This is a genomic window from Streptomyces sp. SudanB25_2051, assembly GCF_964272635.1.
Taxonomy (GTDB): domain Bacteria; phylum Actinomycetota; class Actinomycetes; order Streptomycetales; family Streptomycetaceae; genus Streptomyces.
The window spans coordinates 4,370,864-4,393,437 of sequence record NZ_OZ186787.1; the positions used below are offsets into that span (position 1 = coordinate 4,370,864).

General features: G+C 74.8%; 22 protein-coding genes. 13 read left to right on the top strand and 9 right to left on the bottom strand.

Features of this window, described 5'->3' with window-relative positions:
• Window positions 1-53: 53 nt before the first annotated feature.
• A complete protein-coding gene (locus ACSUPT_RS19805) occupies window positions 54-905 on the top strand; it encodes a hypothetical protein (RefSeq protein WP_436945134.1) in 852 nt (283 codons plus the stop codon).
• A 1-nt stretch (window position 906) separates the two neighbouring features.
• Here the strand turns inward: ACSUPT_RS19805 and ACSUPT_RS19810 are convergent, their stop codons facing one another.
• Window positions 907-1,422 carry a hypothetical protein gene (locus tag ACSUPT_RS19810; RefSeq protein ID WP_404144487.1) on the bottom strand — a complete coding sequence of 172 codons (516 nt, stop codon included), beginning with the start codon at window positions 1,420-1,422 and terminating at the stop codon, window positions 907-909.
• 33 nt (window positions 1,423-1,455) lie between these two features.
• Window positions 1,456-2,580: a magnesium and cobalt transport protein CorA gene (locus tag ACSUPT_RS19815; RefSeq protein ID WP_351965693.1), complete on the bottom strand. Its 1,125-nt coding sequence runs from the start codon at window positions 2,578-2,580 to the stop codon at window positions 1,456-1,458.
• A 504-nt stretch (window positions 2,581-3,084) separates the two neighbouring features.
• Between ACSUPT_RS19815 and ACSUPT_RS19820 the strand changes: the two genes are divergently transcribed.
• From ACSUPT_RS19820 to ACSUPT_RS19835, 4 genes are all read left to right on the top strand, one after another.
• On the top strand, window positions 3,085-3,687 hold the full coding sequence (locus tag ACSUPT_RS19820) for a suppressor of fused domain protein (RefSeq protein ID WP_351965694.1): 603 nt from the start codon (window positions 3,085-3,087) through the stop codon (window positions 3,685-3,687).
• Between the two features lie 249 nt (window positions 3,688-3,936).
• Entirely contained in the window at window positions 3,937-4,575 is a 639-nt protein-coding gene (locus ACSUPT_RS19825) for a DUF6758 family protein (protein ID WP_351965695.1), read from the top strand.
• A 123-nt stretch (window positions 4,576-4,698) separates the two neighbouring features.
• A complete protein-coding gene (locus ACSUPT_RS19830) occupies window positions 4,699-5,559 on the top strand; it encodes a PHP domain-containing protein (RefSeq protein WP_436946239.1) in 861 nt (286 codons plus the stop codon).
• Between the two features lie 141 nt (window positions 5,560-5,700).
• Entirely contained in the window at window positions 5,701-6,306 is a 606-nt protein-coding gene (locus ACSUPT_RS19835; RefSeq protein WP_351965696.1) for a MarC family protein, read from the top strand.
• Window positions 6,307-6,375: 69 nt separating this feature from the next.
• Here ACSUPT_RS19835 and ACSUPT_RS19840 read toward each other — a convergent pair whose 3' ends face one another.
• On the bottom strand, window positions 6,376-6,513 hold the full coding sequence (locus ACSUPT_RS19840) for a hypothetical protein (protein WP_351965757.1): 138 nt from the start codon (window positions 6,511-6,513) through the stop codon (window positions 6,376-6,378).
• Window positions 6,514-6,692: 179 nt separating this feature from the next.
• Between ACSUPT_RS19840 and ACSUPT_RS19845 the strand changes: the two genes are divergently transcribed.
• Complete coding sequence (locus ACSUPT_RS19845) at window positions 6,693-7,583, top strand: NYN domain-containing protein (RefSeq protein ID WP_351965697.1); 891 nt, start codon at window positions 6,693-6,695, stop codon at window positions 7,581-7,583.
• 5 nt (window positions 7,584-7,588) lie between these two features.
• Here ACSUPT_RS19845 and ACSUPT_RS19850 read toward each other — a convergent pair whose 3' ends face one another.
• Window positions 7,589-8,479, bottom strand: coding sequence for an alpha/beta fold hydrolase (locus ACSUPT_RS19850; protein ID WP_351965698.1), 891 nt, complete (start codon window positions 8,477-8,479; stop codon window positions 7,589-7,591).
• A gap of 117 nt (window positions 8,480-8,596) precedes the next feature.
• Window positions 8,597-10,633, bottom strand: a complete 2,037-nt coding sequence (locus tag ACSUPT_RS19855; RefSeq protein ID WP_436945138.1) for a DEAD/DEAH box helicase — start codon at window positions 10,631-10,633, stop codon at window positions 8,597-8,599.
• 487 nt (window positions 10,634-11,120) lie between these two features.
• Between ACSUPT_RS19855 and ACSUPT_RS19860 the strand changes: the two genes are divergently transcribed.
• Complete coding sequence (locus ACSUPT_RS19860) at window positions 11,121-11,855, top strand: ferritin-like fold-containing protein (protein WP_351965700.1); 735 nt, start codon at window positions 11,121-11,123, stop codon at window positions 11,853-11,855.
• A 195-nt stretch (window positions 11,856-12,050) separates the two neighbouring features.
• Here ACSUPT_RS19860 and ACSUPT_RS19865 read toward each other — a convergent pair whose 3' ends face one another.
• From ACSUPT_RS19865 to ACSUPT_RS19880, 4 genes are all read right to left on the bottom strand, one after another.
• A complete protein-coding gene (locus ACSUPT_RS19865; protein ID WP_351965701.1) occupies window positions 12,051-12,320 on the bottom strand; it encodes a hypothetical protein in 270 nt (89 codons plus the stop codon).
• A 208-nt stretch (window positions 12,321-12,528) separates the two neighbouring features.
• Window positions 12,529-12,756 carry a DUF3107 domain-containing protein gene (locus tag ACSUPT_RS19870; protein ID WP_351965702.1) on the bottom strand — a complete coding sequence of 76 codons (228 nt, stop codon included), beginning with the start codon at window positions 12,754-12,756 and terminating at the stop codon, window positions 12,529-12,531.
• A gap of 199 nt (window positions 12,757-12,955) precedes the next feature.
• Entirely contained in the window at window positions 12,956-13,597 is a 642-nt protein-coding gene (locus tag ACSUPT_RS19875) for a TetR/AcrR family transcriptional regulator (RefSeq protein ID WP_351965703.1), read from the bottom strand.
• Window positions 13,598-13,994: 397 nt separating this feature from the next.
• Window positions 13,995-14,237 carry a hypothetical protein gene (locus ACSUPT_RS19880; protein ID WP_351965704.1) on the bottom strand — a complete coding sequence of 81 codons (243 nt, stop codon included), beginning with the start codon at window positions 14,235-14,237 and terminating at the stop codon, window positions 13,995-13,997.
• Window positions 14,238-14,363: 126 nt separating this feature from the next.
• Here ACSUPT_RS19880 and ACSUPT_RS19885 point away from each other — a divergent pair, with 126 nt between their 5' ends.
• From ACSUPT_RS19885 to ACSUPT_RS19910, 6 genes are all read left to right on the top strand, one after another.
• Entirely contained in the window at window positions 14,364-15,350 is a 987-nt protein-coding gene (locus ACSUPT_RS19885; protein ID WP_351965705.1) for an alpha/beta fold hydrolase, read from the top strand.
• 479 nt (window positions 15,351-15,829) lie between these two features.
• Window positions 15,830-17,149 carry a DUF3152 domain-containing protein gene (locus tag ACSUPT_RS19890; RefSeq protein ID WP_436946240.1) on the top strand — a complete coding sequence of 440 codons (1,320 nt, stop codon included), beginning with the start codon at window positions 15,830-15,832 and terminating at the stop codon, window positions 17,147-17,149.
• A 253-nt stretch (window positions 17,150-17,402) separates the two neighbouring features.
• The gene (locus ACSUPT_RS19895; RefSeq protein ID WP_436945140.1) at window positions 17,403-19,382 is read left to right on the top strand and encodes a DUF3492 domain-containing protein; all 1,980 of its coding nucleotides are present in this window, start codon (window positions 17,403-17,405) and stop codon (window positions 19,380-19,382) included.
• Entirely contained in the window at window positions 19,375-20,541 is a 1,167-nt protein-coding gene (locus ACSUPT_RS19900; protein ID WP_399216878.1) for a hypothetical protein, read from the top strand. Before ACSUPT_RS19895 ends, ACSUPT_RS19900 begins: the two co-directional genes overlap by 8 nt.
• Before the next feature lie 318 nt (window positions 20,542-20,859).
• Entirely contained in the window at window positions 20,860-21,822 is a 963-nt protein-coding gene (locus ACSUPT_RS19905; RefSeq protein ID WP_365728733.1) for an NAD-dependent epimerase/dehydratase family protein, read from the top strand.
• A complete protein-coding gene (locus ACSUPT_RS19910) occupies window positions 21,810-22,562 on the top strand; it encodes a spherulation-specific family 4 protein (RefSeq protein ID WP_399216876.1) in 753 nt (250 codons plus the stop codon). Before ACSUPT_RS19905 ends, ACSUPT_RS19910 begins: the two co-directional genes overlap by 13 nt.
• The last annotated feature ends 12 nt before the right edge of the window (window positions 22,563-22,574 follow it).

The window sequence follows — 22,574 nt, forward strand, 5'->3', positions numbered from 1 at the left end:
GCCCCGGTACGCTGCGGTGCCGTCCCCCACGTGAAACACGAGAGGCAGCGCTGGTGACCGCTCTCCCCCCGGTTCGGCGTATCCGACGCGTCGCGCTCCCCGTCGCCCTGTGCGTCGGTCTGGCCGCGGCACTGTCCGCCTGCGCGGAGGACCCGGACGAGGGCACCAACGGAGTCGGCAGACTCCCCGCGAACGAGATCGAGAAGAAGGCCCGCGCGGCCGCCGACGGCGCCGTGTCCGTGCGCCTCGCGGGCAACCTGGTCACCAAGTCGGGCACGTACCGGCTGAACATGCGGCTCAAGGCGCACGGCGCGACCGGCTCGGTCACCACCCGCAAGTCCACGTTCGAGCTGCTGCGCGTGGGCGACGCCCTCTTCCTGAAGGCGGGCGCGGCGTTCTGGCGGCACGCGGAGGGCGCCGGCGGCTCCGCGAAGCCGGGCGAGTCGCCGGACTCCTCCGACTCGCCGGACTCCTCAGGGTCCTCCGGGTCGTCCGGGTCGTCCGGGTCGTCCGGGTCGTCCGAGTCGGACATCGATGTCGCGGACAAGCTGGACGGCAAGTACGTGAAGGTCCCCCAGGACGACCCGTCGTACAAGCAGCTGCGGGGCTTCACCGAGATGAACGTCCTGCTGAAGGGGTTGCTCCAGCTGCACGGCGAGGTCCGCAAGGGCGACCGCGACAAGGTCGGCGGGGTGCGCACCATCGAGGTCGCGGGCGGGCAGCACGGCGAGGGCGGCACCCTCGACGTGGCCCTGGAGGGCACGCCGTTCCCGCTCCAGTTCGCCCGGGGAGGCGGCGGGGGAGTGGTGGTCCTGTCCGACTGGAACAAGGACTTCCCGCTGGTGGAGCCGGAGAAGGAGGACATCCTCGACTACGGCCGCCAGCTTCCCCGTACGAGCGACTGAGTCAGCGGCGCTTCCTCCGCTTCAGCAGCAGCCTCGGGAGGGCCGCCGGGACCGGCTGCCGGGTGGTCGCCGGAGTGGGCAGCGGCACCGCCGCCAGGGAGCCCTGCGGCAGGTCGGTGACCGGCTCGCGGGGCGTCAGCCGCAGCAGGCGGCACTCGCGGGCCCACCGCTCCGTCATCGTCTCCGCGTCGGGCGCGTTGAGCCGCTTGCCCTTCAACTCGTCGGCCGCCGCCCGCCATTCGTCCGTGCCCGGCGCCGGCTCGGTGACCGCGGCGGTCCAGGCGACGACCCGGCCGCCCTTGTCCTTGCTGCGCACGGTCACCTCGGCCGCCGCCCCGTCGACGAGACCGGAAGGCAGCGGCTGCTCCATGGGGCCGTCGCCGACGACGTACGCGGCGCCCTCGTGCCACACGTGCCACAGGGCCCGCGCCGGACCGTCGCCCCGTACCCAGATCAGGCCGGACTTCTTGGTGGCCTCCTCGACCAGGGCGAGGGCGAGCAGCGCGTCGTCAGTCATGCCCCGCAGCTTAGCCAGCGCGGGACGGAGGCCCTACAGCCAGCCGTTGCGCTTCAGGGTGCGGTGGATGGCGAAGCAGGTGCCGATGATCGCGGTCAGCACCATCGGGTAGCCGTACTTCCACTGCAGCTCGGGCATGTGCTCGAAGTTCATGCCGTACACCCCGCACACCGCCGTCGGCACGGCGATGATCGCCGCCCAGGAGGTGATCTTGCGCATGTCCTCGTTCTGGGTGACGGTCGCCTGCGCCAGATTGGCCTGGAGGATCGAGTTCAGCAGCTCGTCGAAGCCCACGACCTGCTCCTGCACCCGGGCGAGGTGGTCGGCGACGTCCCGGAAGTACTTCTGGATGTCCGGGTCGACCAGCCGCATCGGCCGCTCGCTGAGCAGCTGCAGCGGCCGCGCCAGCGGGGTCACCGCCCGCTTGAACTCCAGCACCTCGCGCTTCAGCTGGTAGATGCGGCCGGTGTCGGTGCCGCGCGTGCCGCCCTTCGCCGGGGGCGAGAAGACGTCGATCTCGATCTGGTCGATGTCGATCTCGACGGCGTCCGCGACCGCGATGTACCCGTCCACGACGTGGTCCGCGATGGCGTGCAGCACCGCCGACGGGCCCTTGGCGAGCAGCTCCGGGTCCGCCTCCAGGCGGTGCCGCAGATTGCGCAGGGAGCCCTGTCCGCCGTGCCGGACGGTGATCACGAAGTCCCGGCCGGTGAAGCACATCAGCTCACCGGTCTCCACGACCTCGCTGGTCGCGGTCAGCTCCGCGTGCTCCACGTAGTGGATCGTCTTGAAGACCGTGAACAGCGTGTCGTCGTACCGCTCCAGCTTCGGCCGCTGATGGGCGTGGACCGCGTCCTCCACGGCCAGCGGGTGCAGCCCGAACTCCGCTGCGATACCGGCGAATTCGGCCTCCGTCGGCTCGTGCAGGCCGATCCACGCGAAGCCGCCGCCCTCCCGGACCCGCCGCATCGCCTCACGCGGGGTCAGGCAGCCGGCGCCCTCCATCCGCACCCCGTCCCGGTACACCGCGCAGTCCACCACCGCAGTGGACGCGGACGGGTCGCGGGTCGGGTCGTAGGCGTTGTACGGCTGGTACGGCGCGCTGCGCTTGCGCAGCGACGGGCGTACGACGGCGCGCAGGTCACGGATCATCGACATGGCGGGCTCCTTCACGCAAGAAGCCGTCGGCGAGGCGTGGCACAGCCCGGAATGGGGACGTGGCGTTGCGTACGTCCGCAAAGCGGGCGGCACCGCGGATCGCGGGACGGTGTTCGCGGTTCGCGGTTCGCTACAGACAGGCAAGGACGACGTGCTCTTCCGTCGTGCGCGGTGCCCGGCGTGCGGAATACGGGCTACGAACGCCTCAGACGCCCGGACGGGAAGCGGGGCGTACGCGAGGGGTGCGCGGCGGGAGCTGCCCGCGCGGCGCGGAAGAGCGGCTGGTACTGCACGATCGACTTCGATCCACCGCAGCCCCACCTCCTCCGGCCGGTCCCCCGTGGGGGATGACGTGACGTCGGGACCGGAGAGCACATCGCCTGCTCTCACCGGCGGGCGGAGAACCCTCCACCGCGTACTGTCCCGACCAGCGGCCAAGCCTATCAGCCGACTGAGGGTCAATCCCTGTCTTTGCCCGTTCGATACGCGCTTTATGCTCGCCGCATGGAAAAAGTTCTCGCGCTCGTCGAGGCGCGGCTCCGCTCGGCGCTCGGCGAACCGGACGCGCGGGCTTCCGTCACGTTCCTCGGTACGGACCGGATCGAGGTGCTGCGTTTCACCGACACGGAGAACGGCGGTGACCGCCCCGTCGTCCGCTACGCCACGCTCGGCATGTCGGCGCGGCCCATGAGCGACCCGACGGACCTGGTCGCGGACCCGGTGCGGGGCCCGCGCGCGGAGCTGTTCCTCACCGTGCGGGCCGGGCTCGCGGACACCGACAAGGTGCTGCGCCCGCTCGCCGTGCTGGCCGCGTCGCCGCAGGTGGAGGGCGTCGTCGTGGCGCCGGGCGCGTCGCTGGACACGGGCGAGCCGCTGTGGCCGGGCGCGCCGTTCACCTCCGTACTGGTCGGGGAGCCCGGCGGTCTGGTGGCGGATCTGGAGCTGGACGGCGGAATGGACCCGGTGCGGTTCCTGCCGCTGCTGCCGATGACGCCGAACGAGGCCGCGTGGAAGCGGGTGCACGGGGCGCGGGCGCTGGAGGAGCGCTGGCTGGCCGCCGAGACCGACCTGCGGGACCCGCTGCGGCCCTCGGTCCGCCTGGACTGAGCCCGGACCGGGCGCGTGCCGCGGCCACCGGCCGGGCGTGCCGCGTGACTCTGGCGTGCCGCGTGGCCGGGCGTGCCGCGGTCACCGGCCTGGCGTGCCGCGTGGCCGGGACGGCGCGGGGGCTCGGCGTGGCGTCCCGTACGGGTGGGGGGCTCCGGAGGAGCGGTGCGGGCACGCCGCGTGCGGGCGGCACACCGGACGGGTGATCGTCCTTGACGCGGCGGCGGTGTCGGAGGACCGTTGAACGCTATGAGGGGCGAACCCAGTTGCCCGAAGTGCGGAGGCCGGGTCCGGGCGCCCGGTCTCTTCTCCGACCGCTGGCAGTGCGGGGCGCATGGCCCGGTGTTCCCGCTGCAGCCCGTGGTGCCTCCCAGCCTGGAGGCCCTGCACGTCGCGGTGAACCGGGCGAAGGTCCCCGTGTGGATGCCGTGGCCGCTGCCCGTCGGCTGGCTGTACACGGGCGTCGCCTACGCCGGTGACGACCGCAGCGGAGGCCGCGCCACCGCCGTCGCCTGCTCGGGGCCCGGTCCGCTCGGCGGCGTCGGCGAGCTGCTGCTGGTCGCCGAGGAGCTGGGCGTCGGCCTCGGCGCCCGGTACGCCGGCCTCGACGGCCCCGACCCGGGCCCGCACCTGTGCGTGGACAAGGCGCCGCACGCCAAGGTCCTGGCCGGAGGCCGGCTGACCCCGCTGTGGCATGTGGCGGGCGTCCCGGAGGGCCGGGCCGTCTTCGCGGGCGAGGCGCGCGGCCTGTGGCTGTGGGCCATCGCCTGGCCGGAGCACTCGGGCCTGCTGCTCTACGACGAGCTGGTCCTCACCGACCTCCGCGAGGCCGGCCCGGAGGTCGACATGGTCCCCTGCGGAGCGCTGTCCCCCCGCCTCCTCGCGTAGACCGCCGGGACGCCCGCGCGCCGCGGGGGCCGGAGGTGGGGGGTGTTCGTCCGGGACTGGCTGGTTTGGGGGGCGGTTATCCTTGGGTGTCCCCTGTCCGCAGTGAGCCCTGGAGTACGTGACGTGCGCATCGACCTGCACACCCACTCCACGGCGTCGGACGGTACGGACACCCCCGCCGACCTGGTGCGCGGCGCCGCCGCGGCCGGGCTCGACGTGGTCGCGCTGACCGACCACGACACGACGCGGGGCCACGCCGAGGCGCTCGCCGCGCTGCCCGAGGGGCTCACGCTGGTCACGGGCGCCGAGCTGTCGTGCCGTATCGACGGGACCGGCGTCCACATGCTGGCGTACCTCTTCGACCCGGAGGAGCCCGAGCTGGCGCGCGAGCGCGAGCTGGTGCGCGACGACCGGGTGCCGCGCGCCCGCGCCATGGTCGGCAAGCTCCAGGAGCTGGGCGTGCCGGTCACCTGGGAGCGGGTCGCCGCCATCGCGGGCGACGGCTCCGTGGGACGCCCGCACATCGCGGAAGCCCTCGTCGAGCTCGGCGTCGTCCCCGACGTGTCGTCGGCGTTCACGCCCGAGTGGCTGGCCGACGGGGGGCGCGCGTACGTCGAGAAGCACGAGCTCGACCCCTTCAAGGCCATCCGCCTCGTCAAGGAGGCCGGCGGGGTGACCGTCTTCGCGCACCCCGGCGCCGCCAAGCGCGGCCGCACGGTGCCCGAGTCCGTGATCGCCGACCTCGCCGCGTACGGGCTCGACGGCATCGAGGTGGACCACATGGACCACGACGAGGCCACCCGCGCCCGGCTGCGCGGCCTCGCCGGCGAGCTCGGGCTGCTCACCACCGGCTCCAGCGACTACCACGGCAGCCGCAAGACCTGCCGGCTCGGCGACTTCACCACCGACCCGGAGATCTACGGCGAGATCACCCGCCGCGCGACCGGCGCGTTCCCCGTGCCGGGCACGGGCGGACGCCCGTAACCGCGGCACCGCCTCCACCCCCCTCGACACCGTCCCGCGGCCCGCGCCCCCATGCGGCGCCGCCGACGACGCCACGCCCGGCCGCGCCCCCTCGCCGCCGCGCGACCTTCCTTCACACCCCACTCCCCGCAAGGCCACACCGTGTTCGACGTCGCCGTCTTCGGCTCCCTCTTCCTGACCCTCTTCGTGATCATGGACCCGCCGGGGATCACCCCGATCTTCCTCGCCCTGACCTCCGGGCGGGCCACCAAGGCGCAGCGCCGGATGGCCTGGCAGGCCGTCGCCGTCGCGTTCGGCGTGATCACCGTCTTCGGCCTCCTGGGCCAGCAGATCCTGGCGTACCTCCATGTCTCCGTGCCCGCGCTGATGATCGCGGGCGGTCTGCTCCTGCTGCTCATCGCGCTGGACCTGCTCACCGGCAAGACCGACGAGCCCAAGCAGACCAAGGACGTGAACGTCGCCCTGGTCCCGCTGGGCATGCCGCTGCTCGCCGGGCCCGGCGCGATCGTGTCGGTGATCCTCGCCGTGCAGCACGCCGAGGGCGTGAGCGGCCAGGTGTCCGTGTGGGCGGCGATCGTCGCGATGCACGTGGTGCTGTGGCTGACCCTGCGCTACTCGCTGGTGATCATCCGTGTGATCAAGGACGGCGGTGTCGTCCTGGTGACGCGGCTCGCCGGCATGATGCTCTCCGCCATCGCCGTCCAGCAGATCATCAACGGCGTGACGCAGACCATCCAGGCCGCCTGACGCGCCGGCCCGCACAGCACCGCGCCCCCGTACGGATCTTCCGTACGGGGGCGCGGTGGTTCGCGAACGTTACGACGCGGCGGCTTCCGCCGGCCGGATGTAGAGGCGCTGGCCCATGGCCGCGGCCTGCTGCACGATGCGGTTGACGGAGGCGGCGTCCACGACGGTGCTGTCCACGGCGATGCCGTCGACATCGTCGAGTCGCATGATCTCGAAGCGCAAGGCTTCTCCCTTCGTCGAGTGGTGTTGTTACATCTGCAACGATGTACAGCCGTTAAAACATTCCCTACGCTAAGGAAATTTTTTACTGCCTAAAGAACCTGGTGGGGCGGGGTGTGCGGACGCGGCTGGCGGTCCGGTCGTCCGGGGCGGACAATGAGGCCCCTATGAACGACGAGGACATCGCCCAGCGCCTGGAGCGCACCAATGAGCTCCTGCGACGCATGCTGGCCGAGGTGGCGAAGACGCCCTCGACACACGCCATCTTCGTCGACGCCGGTTACGTCTATGCTTCCGCCGGGTTGCTGGTGGCGGGCACCGAGGACCGCCGCTCCTTCGACCTCGACGCCGAGGGCCTGATCGACGCCTTCATCGACACCGCCCGCACGATCTTCGCCGACAGCCGCCTGCTGCGCGTCTACTGGTACGACGGCGCCCGCCGCCGCATCCACACCGCCGAGCAGCAGGCCATCGCCGAACTCCCCGACGTGAAGGTCCGCCTCGGCAACCTCAACGCCAACAACCAGCAGAAGGGCGTCGACTCCCTCATCCGCTCCGACCTGGAGTCACTGGCCCGGCACCGCGCCATCAGCGACGCCGCGCTCGTCGGCGGCGACGAGGACCTGGTGTCGGCCGTGGAGGCCGCCCAGGGGTACGGCGCCCGGGTCCACCTCTGGGGCATCGAGTCCGCCGAGGGCCGCAACCAGGCGGAGGCCCTGCTGTGGGAGGTGGACAGCGCCCGCGTCTTCGACCTGGAGTTCTGCCGCCCGTACATCACGCGGCGCCCCGTGACGACGTACGAGAACGAGGGCGAGCCGCCGCCGTCGCGCGACGAGGTGCGGTTCGTGGGCGCGCAGATCGCCGCGACGTGGATGGCCGAGCGGGGCGCCGACGCGCTCGCCGAGCTGCTGCCCGGACGCCCGTACCTGCCGGGCCCCGTCGACCAGGACCTCCTGGTGGACGCCGAACGGTTGCTGAGCCGCTCCCTGCGCGGCCACGCCGTGCTGCGCCGGGCCCTGCGGGACGGCTTCTGGCAGCACCTGCAGTCGCGGTTCTGAGGCCCTTACCGGGCGCCCGCCGGGTCCGTGTCCACGGGGTGGGCGTCCCAGAAGGCCGCGACCGCCGCCGCCGTCTCCTCCGGCCGGTCGGTGTTGGGGGAGTGCTCGGCGCCGTCGATCCGGGTGCGGTGGGCGCCCAGCCGCTCGGCCATCGCGTCCAGCAGAGGCACCGGCCAGGTGTCGTCCCGCTCCCCGGACAGCACGTGCACCGGAAGCGGCGGCTCCAGCGCGGCCAGCTCGGCGACCCGGTCCGGTTCGGTGCTGAGCTGCCGGCCCGTCGCGAGGAGCTGCGCGGGGTTGTGGCGCAGCCAGCGGCGCCGCAGGTCCTCGCGGTCGCCGCGCCGGGGGTCCCCGGCGTCCTCCGGCGGGTCCAGGGCGCGCATCGCCTGCCACACCTGCTCCATGTCCATCACGCCCAGCGCGTCCCCGAGCAGCTTGATCTTCTGCCGCTGCTCGGCGGTGACCTCCGCGGGGCCGGACGACATCAGGGTGAGCGTACGGAACGGCGCCCGGTCCTCCAGTACGGCCGCCCGCGCGATCTGCCCGCCCAGCGAGTGGCCCAGCAGGTGCACGGGCCGCCCGCCCGCGACGGCCTCCGCCTGCGCCAGCACGTCGAGGGCGAGCTCGCGCCGCGCGTACGACTCCTGGTCGGGCGGCCCGGACGTCTCGTACTGCCCGCGCCCGTCGACGGCGACCACCCGGTACCCGGCCGCCGCCAGCGGCTCCAGCATGGCGATGAAGTCCTCTTTGCTGCCGGTGTAGCCGGGCAGCAGCAGCGCGGTGCCCTTGACCGGCCCGCTGGGAGCGGCGTCGAGCACGGCGAACGGCCCCCGCGCGGTGCGCAGCGGACAGGCGCGGGCGCAGGAGGGCGGCACGAAGGTGGGCGGGCGACTCATGCTCCTGAGGCTAGCGGGCGCGGCGCGCCGCCCGGCATGCGGAAGGCCCCGCCACCGGGGGGTGGCGGGGCCTTCACCGTGCCTCGCGAGCCGGGGACGTACGCCCCGGCCTTGGGCTCACGCGTCGGCGGACGCGGTGGCCTTGGTGGTGCGGCGGCGCCTCGGCTTGGCCTCGGTGGCCTGCTCGGGGACCGCCACGGCGTCGGCGGACGCCGCGGTCTTGCGGGTCCGGCGGCGCGGAGCGGGGGCCTCGACGGCCTCCGCGGCCTCCACCGGAGCGTCGGCGGCCACGGCCTTGCGGGTCCGGCGGCGCGGCTTGGCCTCCGCCTCGGGCGCCGTGCCCTCGGCGGTCGCCACGGCCTCGACGGCCTCGGCGGCCGCGGCCGTCTTGCGCGTGCGGCGGCGCGGCTTGGCCTCCGCCTCGGCGTCCGCGGCCGGCGCCTCGGTGGTCGCGGACGTCTCGACGACCTCGACGGCCTCGGCGGCCTTGCGCGTGCGGCGGCGCGGCTTGGCCTCCGCCTCGGCGGTCGGGGCCTCGGTGGTCGCCGCGGCCTCGACGGTCTCCACGGCTTCCGCGGCCTTGCGCGTACGGCGACGGGGCTTGGCCTCCGCCTCGGGCGCCGTGCCCTCGGCGGTGGTCACGGCCTCGACGGCCCGGGCCTGCTGCTCGGCAGCCGACTCCGGGGTCTGGAAGCCGACGGCCTCCACCGTGGAAGCCGCGCCCGCGCGGGTGCGGCGACGGCGGCGGGGGGTGCGGCGCTCGGCCGGGGCCTCCGCGCCGTCCGCGACCTCGGCGGCGGGCGCCTGCGGGGCGGCGGGCGCCTGCGGGGCGCCGGTGCCGGCCGCCTCGTCCAGCGGCGTGCCACCGCGCGTACGGCGGCGCTGGCGCGGCGTACGGGTGCGCTCGGCGCGCTCCGGCTGCCGCTCGTCCTCGCGGCGGCGGCCGCGCGGCTTGCGCCCGCCCGGCTCGCCCAGGTCCTCCAGCTCCTCCGCGTCGAGCCCGGCACGGGTCCGCTCGGCACGCGGCAGAACGCCCTTGGTGCCCTCGGGGATGTCCAGGTCGGCGAAGAGGTGCGGGGACGTGGAGTACGTCTCGACCGGGTCGTGGAAGTCCAGCTCCAGCGCCTTGTTGATCAGCTGCCAGCGCGGGATGTCGTCCCAGTCGACCAGCGTGATCGCCGTACCGTGCGCCCCGGCGCGGCCGGTGCGGCCCACCCGGTGGAGGTACGTCTTCTCGTCCTCCGGCGACTGGTAGTTGATCACGTGCGTGACGCCCTCGACGTCGATGCCGCGCGCGGCGACGTCGGTGCAGACGAGCACGTCCACCTTGCCGTTGCGGAACGCGCGCAGCGCCTGCTCGCGGGCGCCCTGGCCCAGGTCGCCGTGGACGGCGCCGGACGCGAAGCCGCGCCGCTCCAGCTGCTCGGCGATGTCGGCCGCCGTGCGCTTCGTACGGCAGAAGATCATCGCCAGTCCGCGGCCGCGGGCCTGCAGGATGCGGGCGACCATCTCCGGCTTGTCCATCGAGTGCGCGCGGTACACGTGCTGCTTGATGTTGGCGACGGTCGCGCCCTCGTCGTCCGGCGCGGTGGCGCGGATGTGCGTGGGCTGCGTCATGTAGCGGCGGGCGAGACCGATGACGGCGCCCGGCATGGTCGCCGAGAACAGCATCGTCTGGCGCTTCGCCGGAAGCATGTTGATGATCTTCTCGACGTCGGGCAGGAAGCCCAGGTCGAGCATCTCGTCGGCCTCGTCCAGCACCAGCGTGCGGATGTGGGACAGGTCGAGCTTCTTCTGCCCGGCCAGGTCGAGCAGCCGGCCGGGGGTGCCGACGACCACGTCGACGCCCTTCTGCAGGGCGTCCACCTGGGGCTCGTAGGCGCGGCCGCCGTAGATGGCGAGGACGCGGACGTTGCGCACCTTGCCGGCGGTCAGCAGGTCGTTGGTGACCTGGGTGCACAGCTCGCGCGTCGGGACGACGACGAGGGCCTGCGGGGCGTCCGTCAGCTGGTCGGGGCGGGCCCGGCCGGCCTCGACGTCGGCGGGGACGGTCACGCGGTCGATGAGCGGGAGGCCGAAACCGAGGGTCTTGCCCGTGCCGGTCTTGGCCTGGCCGATGACGTCCGTGCCGGACATGGCGACCGGGAGGGTCATCTCCTGGATCGGGAACGGCGTGACGATGCCGACGGCCTCCAGGGCCTCGGCGGTCTCGGGCAGGATCCCGAGCTCTCGGAAAGTCGTAGGCTGCGTAGTCAGGGTGTTGCCTCTTCTGTGAGACGCGGCATGAGGCGAACGCTGGGGGTCTTACCGCGCCGGAAACTGTCCGGCCGCAGACCGCGAGATCACAGCCGGGTGGCGCGGGACCACTGCCGTCGCTCGAGCGTCATACCGCTGAGGGCCCCTCATGTGCGATGGCGCACCGAGGGCTGTCGGGTCGGAGCCGATCGGGCCACCGACCGGGCATCCTCATTCATGAAACGGCCCCCCGAGTACGTACGAGATGTGTCCGCATACTCGACAGGCGCTTTATCACTGTACCCCGGAATCGCGCAGGTGTGTCGGGTGGATTCACAAGGAGGGGGAGGTCACACTCCTCGGCCGGGCCCTTACCGGGTGCGGGCGGCGGGCTATTGTGCGCTCCATGGAGACGCCTGACAACGCCACTGCCGCCGAAGAACCGACCGGGATCGCCGCCCTCGACTGGGCCGGGGCCTCCGCCGACCCGCAGTACCGCGCGGCCGTCGTGGACCTGCTCGGCGCGCTGGCCTACGGGGAGCTGGCGGCCTTCGAGCGGCTCGCGGAGGACGCGAAGCTCGCGCCGACGCTCGCCGACAAGGCCGAGCTGGCGAAGATGGCGTCCGCCGAGTTCCACCACTTCGAGCGGCTGCGCGACCGGCTGACCGCGATCGACGTGGAGCCGACCGCTGCGATGGAGCCGTTCGCGAAGGCGCTGGACGACTTCCACCGCCAGACGGCCCCGTCGGACTGGCTGGAGGGCCTGGTCAAGGCGTACGTCGGCGACTCGATCGCCAGCGACTTCTACCGGGAGGTCGCCGTGCGCCTGGACTCCGACACACGCGCGCTGGTGCTCGCGGTGCTGGACGACACGGGCCACGGGAACTTCGCCGTGGAGAAGGTGCGCGCCGCCATCGAGGCCGACCCGCGCGTCGGCGGGCGGCTCGCCCTGTGGGCGCGGCGGCTGATGGGCGAGGCCCTGTCGCAGGCGCAGCGGGTGGTCGCCGAGCGCGACGCGCTGTCGACGATGCTGGTGGGCGGGGTCGCGGACGGCTTCGACCTGGCGGCGGTCGGCGAGATGTTTTCGCGGATCACGAAGGCGCACACGAAGCGCATGGCGGCGCTGGGTCTCGCGGCCTAGCAGCGGCCGCCGGGCGGCCTGCCGCCGCGTGGCCCCCGCTCGGCTCCGGGCGTGTCGCCGTCTGCGGGTTGTCCGTCCGCGGCCGGTCCCTCGGCTACTGGCGTTCGTCGGCCTGCGGGCGGTGGCCGCGCCGCTGCCGGTTGTCCGGCTTCGCGGGTCCGCGGGTCTTCGGTCGGGGGTCTGCGGCGGCGTGTGTCACGCCGCCGCTGATCGGCGCAAGCGGCGCGCCGCGGGCCTGATCAGCAGGGACAGCAGTACGGCGCTGACGGCCGCCGCTCCGATGAGCGTGCCCACCGCCAGGCCCGGGCCGAGCGCGGCGTGGGTGATGAGCGCGCCGAACAGGGCGCCGAGCACCCCGGTCACCAGCACCGTGCGACGCGGCGGAAGCCGGTCGGCCAGCCGGTGGAGGGCGGCCCAGGACAGGGCGAGTCCGAGCAGGACGGAGCCGAGAGCTTCCCAGAACACGGCATCACCTCGCGGGTCGGCGGGGCGGGCAGGGCGGTCGTACCCCGTCCTACCCGACCCGTCCGGAGGGCAACCCTCCACGACGGCCCCGCGGCCCGCTCGGAACGGGACGGGACGTACGCGACGGGCGAGAGGCACCGGACATACGACAGGAGGCCCGGCGGGGGAACCACCCCCGCCGGGCCTCCTGCACTGCTGCGCTACGTCGTCACAGCGCGCCGAAGCCGACCCGGCGCACCGTCGGCTCGCCGATCTCCACGTAGGCGAGCCGGTCTGCGGGGACGAGCACCTTGCGGCCCTTGTCGTCCTCCAGGCTGAGCAGCTGCGCCTTGCCGGACAGCGCCTCGGCCACCGCGCGCTCGACGTCCTCGGCGGACTGCCCGCTCTCCAGAACGATCTCCCGGGGCGCGTGCTGCACGCCGATCTTGACCTCCACGGCTATGTCCCTCCGAACGGTCAGCGTTGCGCGATCACCGCGCCGTACGCTGCACACATTAGCCCGGAGAGGCGACCCGCCACGGCCCGGCGCCGCACGCCAGGAGCGAACAGCGCCGCACGCCGGAGCGAACAGCGCCGCATGCCGGGAGCGCGGAGCCATGAGCCGACTGCGCCCGCCGGGGTCCGCCGTCCGGCGGTCAGTGCCCCTCGGCGCCGTGCAGCGGGAATCCGGCGATGCCGCGCCATGCCAGCGACGTCAGCAGCTGTACGGCCTTGTCGCGCGGGACCGGCGAGTCGCTCGCCAGCCAGTACCGCGCCACGACCTGCGAGACACCGCCCAGGCCGACGGCGAGCAGCATCGACTCGTCCCGCGACAGGCCGGTGTCCTCGGCGATCACGTCGGAGATCGCCTCGGCGCACTGCATCGAGACCCGCTCGACGCGCTCGCGCACCGCGGGCTCGTTGGTCAGGTCGGACTCGAAGACGAGCCGGAAGGCACCGCCCTCGTCCTCCACGTACGCGAAGTAGGCGTCCATGGTGGCGGCGACGCGCTGCTTGTTGTCCGTCGTCGAGGCCAGGGCCGTGCGGACGGAGTGGAGCAGCGACTCGCAGTGCTGGTCGAGCAGCGCGAGGTACAGCTCCAGCTTGCCGGGGAAGTGCTGGTACAGGACCGGCTTGCTGACGCCGGCCCGCTCGGCGATGTCGTCCATCGCCGCCGCGTGGTACCCCTGGGCGACGAAGACCTGCTGGGCCGCGCCCAGCAGCTGGTTGCGTCGGGCTCGGCGCGGCAGGCGTGTGCCCCTCGGGCGCGCCGCCTCTGTCTGCTCGATGGCTGTCACGCCGCCTCCCAAAATCGATCCAAGTGCGCTGTGCACCGCGCCCGCCATCGTACTTTCGGGTAACCCGGGCGTGCGGGGTGCGAGCGCAGAATTTCACGTACCGGACGGCGGCGGTAGCCGGAGCTTCAAACGTGAACGATCCGGCCACCGCAAAAACCACCAGACCCCGGAAACCCGTCGAATCCGCTGTACGGGACGAACCGCCCGGCGCCGGAAGCGGGCCCGCTGCGGGCGCTCGTACGGGCTCCCGCTGTCCGGCGCCGGGGCCGCGATCCGCTGTCCGGCACCGGGGCCGACGATCCGCTGTCCGGTGCCGGGATCCGCTGCGCGGTCGTTTCCGCCGCCGCGGAGCCCTGCGGGGCCGCTTCCGCCGCCGGTCCGGGCCCGCGGCCCTCTGCTAGCCGTCGCGGTAGTCGTCCTCGTCGAGCGCGACCACGCGCGCCTGCTCCACCGCGTCCGCCTCGTTCGCCGCGGCCGGGTCGATGCGCGGGAGCGGATCGTCGGACTGCTGCCGGAGCTCGGCGTGCTGCTCGGCGGCGTCCGCCTCCGGGGTCTCCTCGTCCGGCACGGCGGTACCCACCGCGCCGTTCTCCCGTGCCAGCTCCGCCAGCGTCTCCGGGTCCGTGGGGTCGACGGTCATGAGCTCCCCTTTCTCATCGGGCTTCTGCCCTCGCTATGAGCCTAGAAGGTCCCCCAGATCGGCGCTATGCGATCCTGTGACGGCGAACACACCGTTCCGGACGTGATCACCTCGTAACATTGGCGCATGTCTTCGACCGAGCTGCCCGCGTCCCCCACCGCCGCCTCGGCGGCGCCCCGCGTGCATGCCGTACGGGTCGCGGAGGGCGAGCGCCTGCGCTCCGTCGAGCTGCCCGGCCTGACCCTGAACGTGCGTTTCCGCCCGTCGGACGCGACCGGCAGAGCACCCGCGCTGTACGTGCACGGACTCGGCGGCTCGTCGCAGAACTGGTCGGCGCTCATGCCGCTCCTCGAGGACGTCCTCGACGGCGAGGCCGTCGACCTGCCCGGCTTCGGCGACTCGCCGCCGCCCGACGACGGCAACTACTCGGTGACCGGCCACGCCCGCGCCGTCATCCGCCTCCTGGACGCCGGCTCCCGCGGCCCGGTCCACCTCATCGGCAACTCGCTGGGCGGTGCCGTCGCCACCCGCGTCGCCGCCGTCCGCCCCGACCTGGTGCGCACCCTGACGCTGGTCTCGCCCGCGCTGCCCGAGCTGCGCGCCCAGCGCACCGCGTGGCCCACGGGTCTGCTGGCCGTGCCGGGCGTGGCGCGGATGTTCGCCCGCCTGACCAAGGACTGGACGCCCGAGCAGCGCGTACGGGGCGTGCTCGCCCTCTGCTACGGCGACCCCGGCCGGGTCACCGACGAGGGGCTGCGGGCCGCCGTCGAGGAGATGGAGCGGCGGCTGAAGCTTCCGTACTTCTGGGACGCCATGGCCCGCTCGGCACGCGGCATCGTGGACGCGTACACGCTGGGCGGCCAGCACAACCTGTGGCGGCAGGCCGAGCGGGTGCTCGCGCCGACGCTCCTGGTGTACGGCGGGCGCGACCGGCTCGTGTCGTACCGCATGGCCCGCAAGGCCGCCCTGTCGTTCCGGGACGCGCGGCTGCTGACGCTTCCCGACGCCGGGCACGTGGCGATGATGGAGTACCCCGAGGCGGTCGCCCGGGCGGTACGCGAACTCGTCGCCGAGCAGCGCGGCGACGATCGCGGCGACGGCGCGAGGAGCTGATACGGGGCGTGGGACGACATAGCCGCAAAGGCCCCGCGCCCACCGGCCGGGGGGCGGACAGCAGGACGGCGGCCACCGGGGCGCCCGCCGCGAACCCGTCCGGTGCGGGCCGCCGACGCAGGGCGGCACCGGACGCCGGGCCGGGGGCGCCCGAAGCGGGGCGCGGGCCGCTGCACACGGAAGTGCCTCAGGGGTATCAGGGTCCTCAGGCGCCTCAGAGCCATCAGCCCGCTCAGATGCCCCAGGCGCCTCAAGGCCCCCGCAGGCACCAGGCTCCCCAGGCACCGCAGGGCTACCCCGGCGCCCAGGCCCCGCAGGGCCACCAGTCTCCCCAGGCCGGTCCGGCCCAGCAGTCCGGCCGGGCGCCCTGGGACCCGAACGCACCGCACGGCCCGGCCCCGCAGCAGTACGGCTACGGCTACGGCTACGGCTTCGGCACCCCGGCGCAGGACACCCCCGCACACGGAACCCCGCAGGGCATGCCCGCCCACGGCACCCCGGCACAAGGCGCCCCCGCCCACGGCACCCCGGCGCAGGGCGCGCCGGCACAAGGCGCCCCCGCCCACGGCACCCCGGCGCAGGGCGCGCCCGCGCAGGGCGCCCCGGTGTACGAGCAGACCGGCGACGTACGCGGCGGCCACCCCGAGCAGCGGGAGCCGGGCGGCGCCTGGGGCACCGCCCCGTACGCCGCCGCCGGCCCGCCGCAGCAGACCGCCCCGCAGCCGCGCGTCGCCGCGGGGGCGCCGCGCATACCGGGACCGCGCCGGGAGTTCGTCGAGGCGTTCGACGCGCCGGGGGCACAGGCAGCCTCGACCGGCCCGGACGACGCCCGGCAGGAGGGCGACGCCTCCGAGGGCGCGCGGGACGAGCGGGACACCCGGAACGGCCCGCCGAGCGGCCAGGACCGCCCGGGCGACGGCGAGGAGGCCCGCGACGGAGACGTACGGGCCGGGCGCGACGGCACCGGGCGGGGCGGCAAGGGCCGTACCTACACCGGGATCGCGGCGGCCGCCGTGGTCACCGTTCTGGCGGTCGTCGTCGCCGGCCAGGTCGGCGACGCGCACCGGGCCGGCCGGGCCGACCGGGCCGTCGACGCGACCGACCGGGGCGTGGCCGATGACGCCGCCTCACGCTCCGACCAGCGGGCCACCCCGCCGCAGACCGCGCCGTCACCGCCCGCCGCACCCGCCAAGCCGCCGACGTACGAGCAGCTGATGGCCCGGCAGTTCCCGCTGGACCCCGCCCTGAAGGGGTCCGGCGAGTTCGCGGCCGTGCCGGGGGCGGACCCGGCGCCCGGCAAGGGCCAGAAGATCCGGTACCGCGTCGACGTGGAGAAGGGGCTCGGGCTCGACGGCGGGCTCTTCGCCCGCGCCGTGCACGAGACCCTCAACGACGACCGCAGCTGGGCGCACGGCGGCGCCATGACGTTCGAACGCGTCTCGTCGGGCAAGGCGGACTTCGTCATCACGCTCGCCAGCCCGGGGACGACCGGCGTCTGGTGCGCCAAGTCCGGCCTGGACACGACGATCGACAACGTCTCCTGCGACTCCGCGTCCACCGACCGCGTGATGATCAACGCCTACCGGTGGGCGCAGGGCGCCGAGACCTTCGGCCCCAAGGCGATGCTCGCCTACCGGCAGATGCTGATCAACCATGAGGTCGGCCACCGCCTCGGGCACAACCACCGCACCTGTCAGACGCCCGGCGCGCTGGCGCCCGTGATGCAGCAGCAGACCAAGTCCCTGGAGATCGACGGCATCAAGTGCCGCCCGAACCCCTGGGTCTTCCCCGGCGACTGAGCCCCGCCCGCCCCGGTGGCCGTCCCCGGGCGCGCGGGCCTCGCCGCATGGGCCGAAGCCTTACGGAGCGTAACCAGAATATAGCCTAGCGCAACGGAACGCCACCGGTGGGTGAAAGTCACGCGCATTCACCCCTTCCGGTGGCGCGATGGACAACCGTCCGTCGCGCGGCCCGCTCGTCCGCTTACGGTCGTCCCGCCGCGAGTCGCCGGACCAACGGCGGCCGCACACAAGGGAGATCGGGGGTGTACTCGTGCGGATCGGACTGCTCACCCAGGGTGGGTACCCGTACGCGTCGGGTGAGTCCAGGCTCTGGTGCGACCGGCTCGTGCGCGGGCTTCCCCAGCACGAGTTCGACATCTACGCGCTGGGCGGCGGCGCCCACCCGCGGGACACGGGCCGCCCGGCCCGGCTGCCGTCCCACGTGCGGCGGGTGCGCACCGCCCCCGGCGGGGACACCGCCCCGGACGGCACCGGCACCGGGCGGGAACCGGACCGCGCACCCGCCCGCAGGCCCGTCCGCGCATCCGCCCGGACGTCCGTCCGCACGCCGGGGCCCCGCTTGTACGGGCGACGGGACCGCCGACGCTTCGCCGAGCACCTCGAACAGCTCGCCACCGCCCTCTGCCGCACCGCTCCGGACGGCGACAGCGCCTTCGCCGACGGCCTGTACGGCCTCGCGGACCTCGCCGTCCGGCGCGGAGGCCTCGGCGGCGCCCTCCGCTCCGAGTGCGCCGTGCGCGTCCTGGAGGCCGCCTGCCGCGCCCCCGGCGCACGCCGGAGCGCCCACGGGGCCACGGTCGCCGACCACCTGGCCGTGGCGGAACGGCTGGAGCGTGCCCTGCTCCCGCTGTCACTCGACTGGTACGGCCCCGACGCCCTCGGCTCCGCCGACCTCTGCCATGCCGCTTCGGCCGGCGAGGCGGCGCTGCCCGGCCTGTTGGCCAAACGCTTCTTCGGCACTCCGCTGCTGGTCACCGAGTACGGCGTCCAGCTGCGCGCCCACTACCTGGCGGCCGCTGGCAGCCCGCTCGGCGCCCCCGTGCGGTCGCTGCTCGCCGCGTTCCACGGGCGGCTCGCCACCGAGGTGTACCGGCAGGCCGCGCTCGTCACGCCCGGCAACGCCCACACCCGCCGCTGGCAGGAGCGGTGCGGCGCCGACCGCGCGAAGCTGCGGACGGTGTACCCGGGCATGGAAGCGGAACGGTTCGCCGCCGTGGGGGAGGGGGCCGACCCCGGCGACCCGCGCACGCTCGTGTGGGTCGGCAGGGCCGAGCCCGCCAAGGACCTCGTGGGCCTGCTGCACGCCTTCGCCGAGGTGCGCAGGGCGGAGCCCGGCACCCGCCTGCGGATCGTCGCCGCCCCCGTACGGGACGCGCAGGCCGCCGCGTACCTGGCACACTGCCGGGCCCTCGCCGAGCAGCTGTTCCCCGACGAGGCCGCCACCGCCCACGCCGTCGGGGACAACCCGGTCTCCTTCGAGGAGGTCGGCGGCCCCGAGGCGCCCCGGCTCGCGGACGCGTACGCCGCGGGCTGCGTGATCGTCCTGTCCAGCGTGGTCGAGGGCTTCCCGGTCGGCCTGGTCGAGGCGATGCTGTGCGGCCGGGCCACCGTCTCCACGGACGTCGGCGCGGTCGTCGAGGTCATCGGCGGCACGGGCCTCGTCGTACCCCCGCGCAACCCGAGGGCGCTCGCGGAGGCGTGCGTCGCGCTGCTGCGCGACCCGGAGCGCAGGGCCCGGCTGGGCGCCGCCGCGCGCGCCCGCGCGCTGGAGCTGTTCACGGTGGAGCAGAACGTCGCCGCGTTCCGCGCGCTGTACCTGGAAGCGCTGTCGCTGGCCCCGGTGCGCCGGGAGGCGGAGACCCTCGACCCGTACGGCGACCCGCTGCCCTTCGCCCACCCGGCGGAGGCGTACATGCCGGGGCACTGGACCACGGCTGCCCGCCCGTCGCCGGCCCCGCACGGGGCGGCCCGGCGCGCACCGGCGTGGGCGGCGGCCGGGGCGCGGGTGTCCGCGCCGGTTCAGGACCCGTCCCCGCAGGCCACGCTCCCCTCGGCCGCCCCGGTCTCCCCGGCCGCCCCGGCCCAGTCGGACATTCCGGACCCGGCGCCGGTCCTGACGACGGTGCCCGCGGCGACGAGGCCAGCCGCGCCGGCCCGTACGGCGACCGGGCCCGCCGCGGCCACGGAGACGGCGACCGCGTCGGTGGCGAGCGGGGGCGGCCGTGCCTGAGCACCCCGAGTCCCGAGCCCCCCGCACCAGAGCCTCCGGGACCGCCCCCGCCGCCCCCGTACGGCGGGGGACCGGCGATCCCGTCAAGGTGCTGCTGCACCGCCACCGGGAGCTGTGCGAGCGTGCCGTCGACCCCCTGGAGATCGCCGCCGGCCTGGAGGCGCACGGGGTCACCGACCGCACCGCCGCCCGGTTCCGGCACCGCGACGTGTTCTCCCTCGCCGACGAGCTCTACGCGCGCGTGCCCCGTGACGAGGGCCGTGCCCACGACCGTGCTCCGGCCCCGGACACCCCGGCCCCGCACGCGTCGGCGGACGGGGCGGGCGTCCGCCCGGGACGGCGGCGGACCGCCTGGCCGCTGACCGCGCTGCTGCCCGGCGCCGTGTGCGCCCTCCTGCCGGCCGCGCACACCCGCGCCTCCGGGCCGCTGCTCCTCGCGGTGACCGCCGTCGGCGCCACCGCACTGGGCGCCGCCCTCGTCCTCGCCGTACGGCGCGGCCCGCTGCGCGCTCCGGCACGGGCCCCGTTCGCCACGTACGCCGCGACGCTCCTGCTCGTCCTGTACGCCGCGTACGGCGACGGGCTCGTCGACCAGCTGCTGCGCGGCGGCCCCGAAGAGACCTGGCCGCCCGCGACCGCCCCGCTGCTGGGCCTCGCCGCCGCGGTGTTCCCGGCCGCCTGCTGCGCCCGCCTCTTCACCGTGCGGGCCGGGGGCCTGCTGGCGGGCAGCCGCGGCCTGGACGACTTCACCGCGCGGGCCCGGCCCCTGCTGCTCGTGGTCGTCGCCCTGTACCTGCTGGCCCTCACCGGGCTCCTCGCGGCGGCCCCGCTGCTGCCCGGTACGCGACCCGGCCCGCTCGTACCGGCCGCCGCCCTCGGCGCCCTGCTGTTCCTCGCGCGGCTGCTCGCCGTGCACGGCTTCCCGTACGCGGGCGCCGCCGCGCTCGCCGGGGCCGCCGCGGCCGAGGTGCTGGCCTGCCTCACGCTCCTCATCGGCCGGCTCCCCGGCTGCGACCTCGTGGCCCTGCCGGTGCGGCGGACCGTCGAGACCTGGGGCGCCGGGGCCGTACCGGGCGCCGTCTGCGGGGCCGCCGCGCTGGCGCTGCTGGCCCACTCGGCCGTCGTACTCGCGCGGGCCTCCGCGCACGCCCGCACCTGACCGCCCGCGCTCCCCGGCCGCCCCGCCACCCGCCGCCCCGCAGCCGGCGCGGCCCCCACCCGATCCGCTCGACCCACCCACAGCCCCACAGACCACAGCGGCACCCCCACACCCGCCCAGACCCCGCACCCGGACCACACCGCGGGAAACCCCCGCCGGAACGGACCTCGAGACCCGACAGCCCCCGCGGACCACATCCGTCCCGCGAACCCCGCAGGCGCCAGCCGGCGCCGCAGAACCACGTGACACGACCGAGGAGACACACGACATGACCCCCCAAACCCCGACCACGGCCGCACGGCGCGAAGGGGGCGCGCGATGAGGGTGCTGCTGCTCGGCGCCACGGGATTCATCGGCCGCTTCGTCGCCGACCGGCTCCTCGCCGACCCCGCGGTGCACCTGACCGCACTGGGCCGCCGCGACGACTCCGACGTCCGCTTCGACCTCGCCAACGGCAGTCCGGGCGCGCTCACCCGCTTCCTGGACGCCGTCCACCCGGGCGTCGTCATCAACTGCGCCGGCGCCACCCGCGGCGGCGCGCGCGAACTGACCCGGCACAACACCGTCGCGGTCGCCACCGTCTGCGAGGCGCTGCGCCGCAGCCGCTGCGGGGCCCGCATGGTCCAGGTCGGCTGCGCCTCCGAGTACGGGCCCTCGCAGCCCGGCTCCTCCACCGCCGAGGACGCGCTGCCCCGGCCGGGCGGCCCGTACGGGGTGTCGAAGCTCGCCGCCACCGAACTGGTCCTGGGCTCCGGCCTGGACGCCATCGTCCTGCGGGTGTTCTCTCCGGTCGGCCCCGGCACCCCGGCCGGCTCGCCGCTCGGCCGGCTCGCGGAGGCGATGCGCCGCGCCATGCAGTCCGGCGACCCCGAGCTGAAGCTCGGCGGGCTCGGCGTGCAACGGGACTTCGTGGACGTACGGGACGTGGCCCGTGCCGTGCACGCCGCCTCGCTGTCGGCGGCGCAGGGCGTCGTCAACATCGGAACCGGCCGCGCCGTGCGGCTCCGCGACGCCGCGTCGCTCCTCGCGCGCGTGGCCGGGTACACCGGCGCCCTCCACGAACTGGACGGCCCGCCCCCGCGCCCCGTCATCGGAGCCCAGCGGTCCGATTCGCCCGGCGACCACGTGCCCCCCGTCACCGCGCAGCCGTACCCCGACGGGTGCGGTGCCTGGCAGCAGGCGGACGTGCGCACGGCCCGCGACCGGCTCGGCTGGCGGCCCCGCATCAACCTGGAGGAATCCCTCGCCGACATCTGGATGGAGGCGGCATGCCGCATCTGACCAGTACCGGTACCGGACTGTCGGCGACCGGCGCCGAACGGATCGGCTTCGGCGTCCCCGGCTACGCCCATCCGCTGCTCGCCCCCGCCGAGTGGGCCGAGCTGGCCCGGCCCGGCGCGCCCGTCCACTGGGCCGTCCTCAACGTCGCGGACGGCCCGGGCGTGCGGCCCGACCCGCACTGCCTGGAGGCGGCGGGCCGGCTGCGGAACGCCGGAGTGCGGATCCTCGGCCACCTCGCCCTGCGCCGGGGCGCCCACCCCTACGGCGACCTCGTGTCCGAGGCGCACCGGTACGTCGACTGGTACCGGGTGGACGGCTACTTTCTGGACAGCTGTCCCACGGAGTGGGAAGACCTGTCCGAGACGCGCCGGCTCACCGCCACGCTGGAGGCCGTGCTCGACGGGCCCGACGGCGGGTACCTGGTCCTCGGCCACGGCGCCCATCCGCACCCGGGTTACGCGGACATCGCCGACCAGTTGGTCACGTTCAGCGGGCCGTGGGCGGAGTACCGCTGGTCCCAGGCGGCCGAATGGACCGCCGACCACCCGCCGGAACGGTTCGCGCACTTCGTCCACGGTGTGCCGCGCACCCATCTGGAGGAGGCCATGAGGATCGCGCGGTGGCAGGGAGCGGGCACGATCTTCTTCACCGACCGCACGGGACAAACCAACCCATTCGCGGCCCTGCCCGGCTACTGGGACGAAATCGTCTCGCAGATCGGACCAGGTGTCTCGGAATGAGAAGGGCCGTGG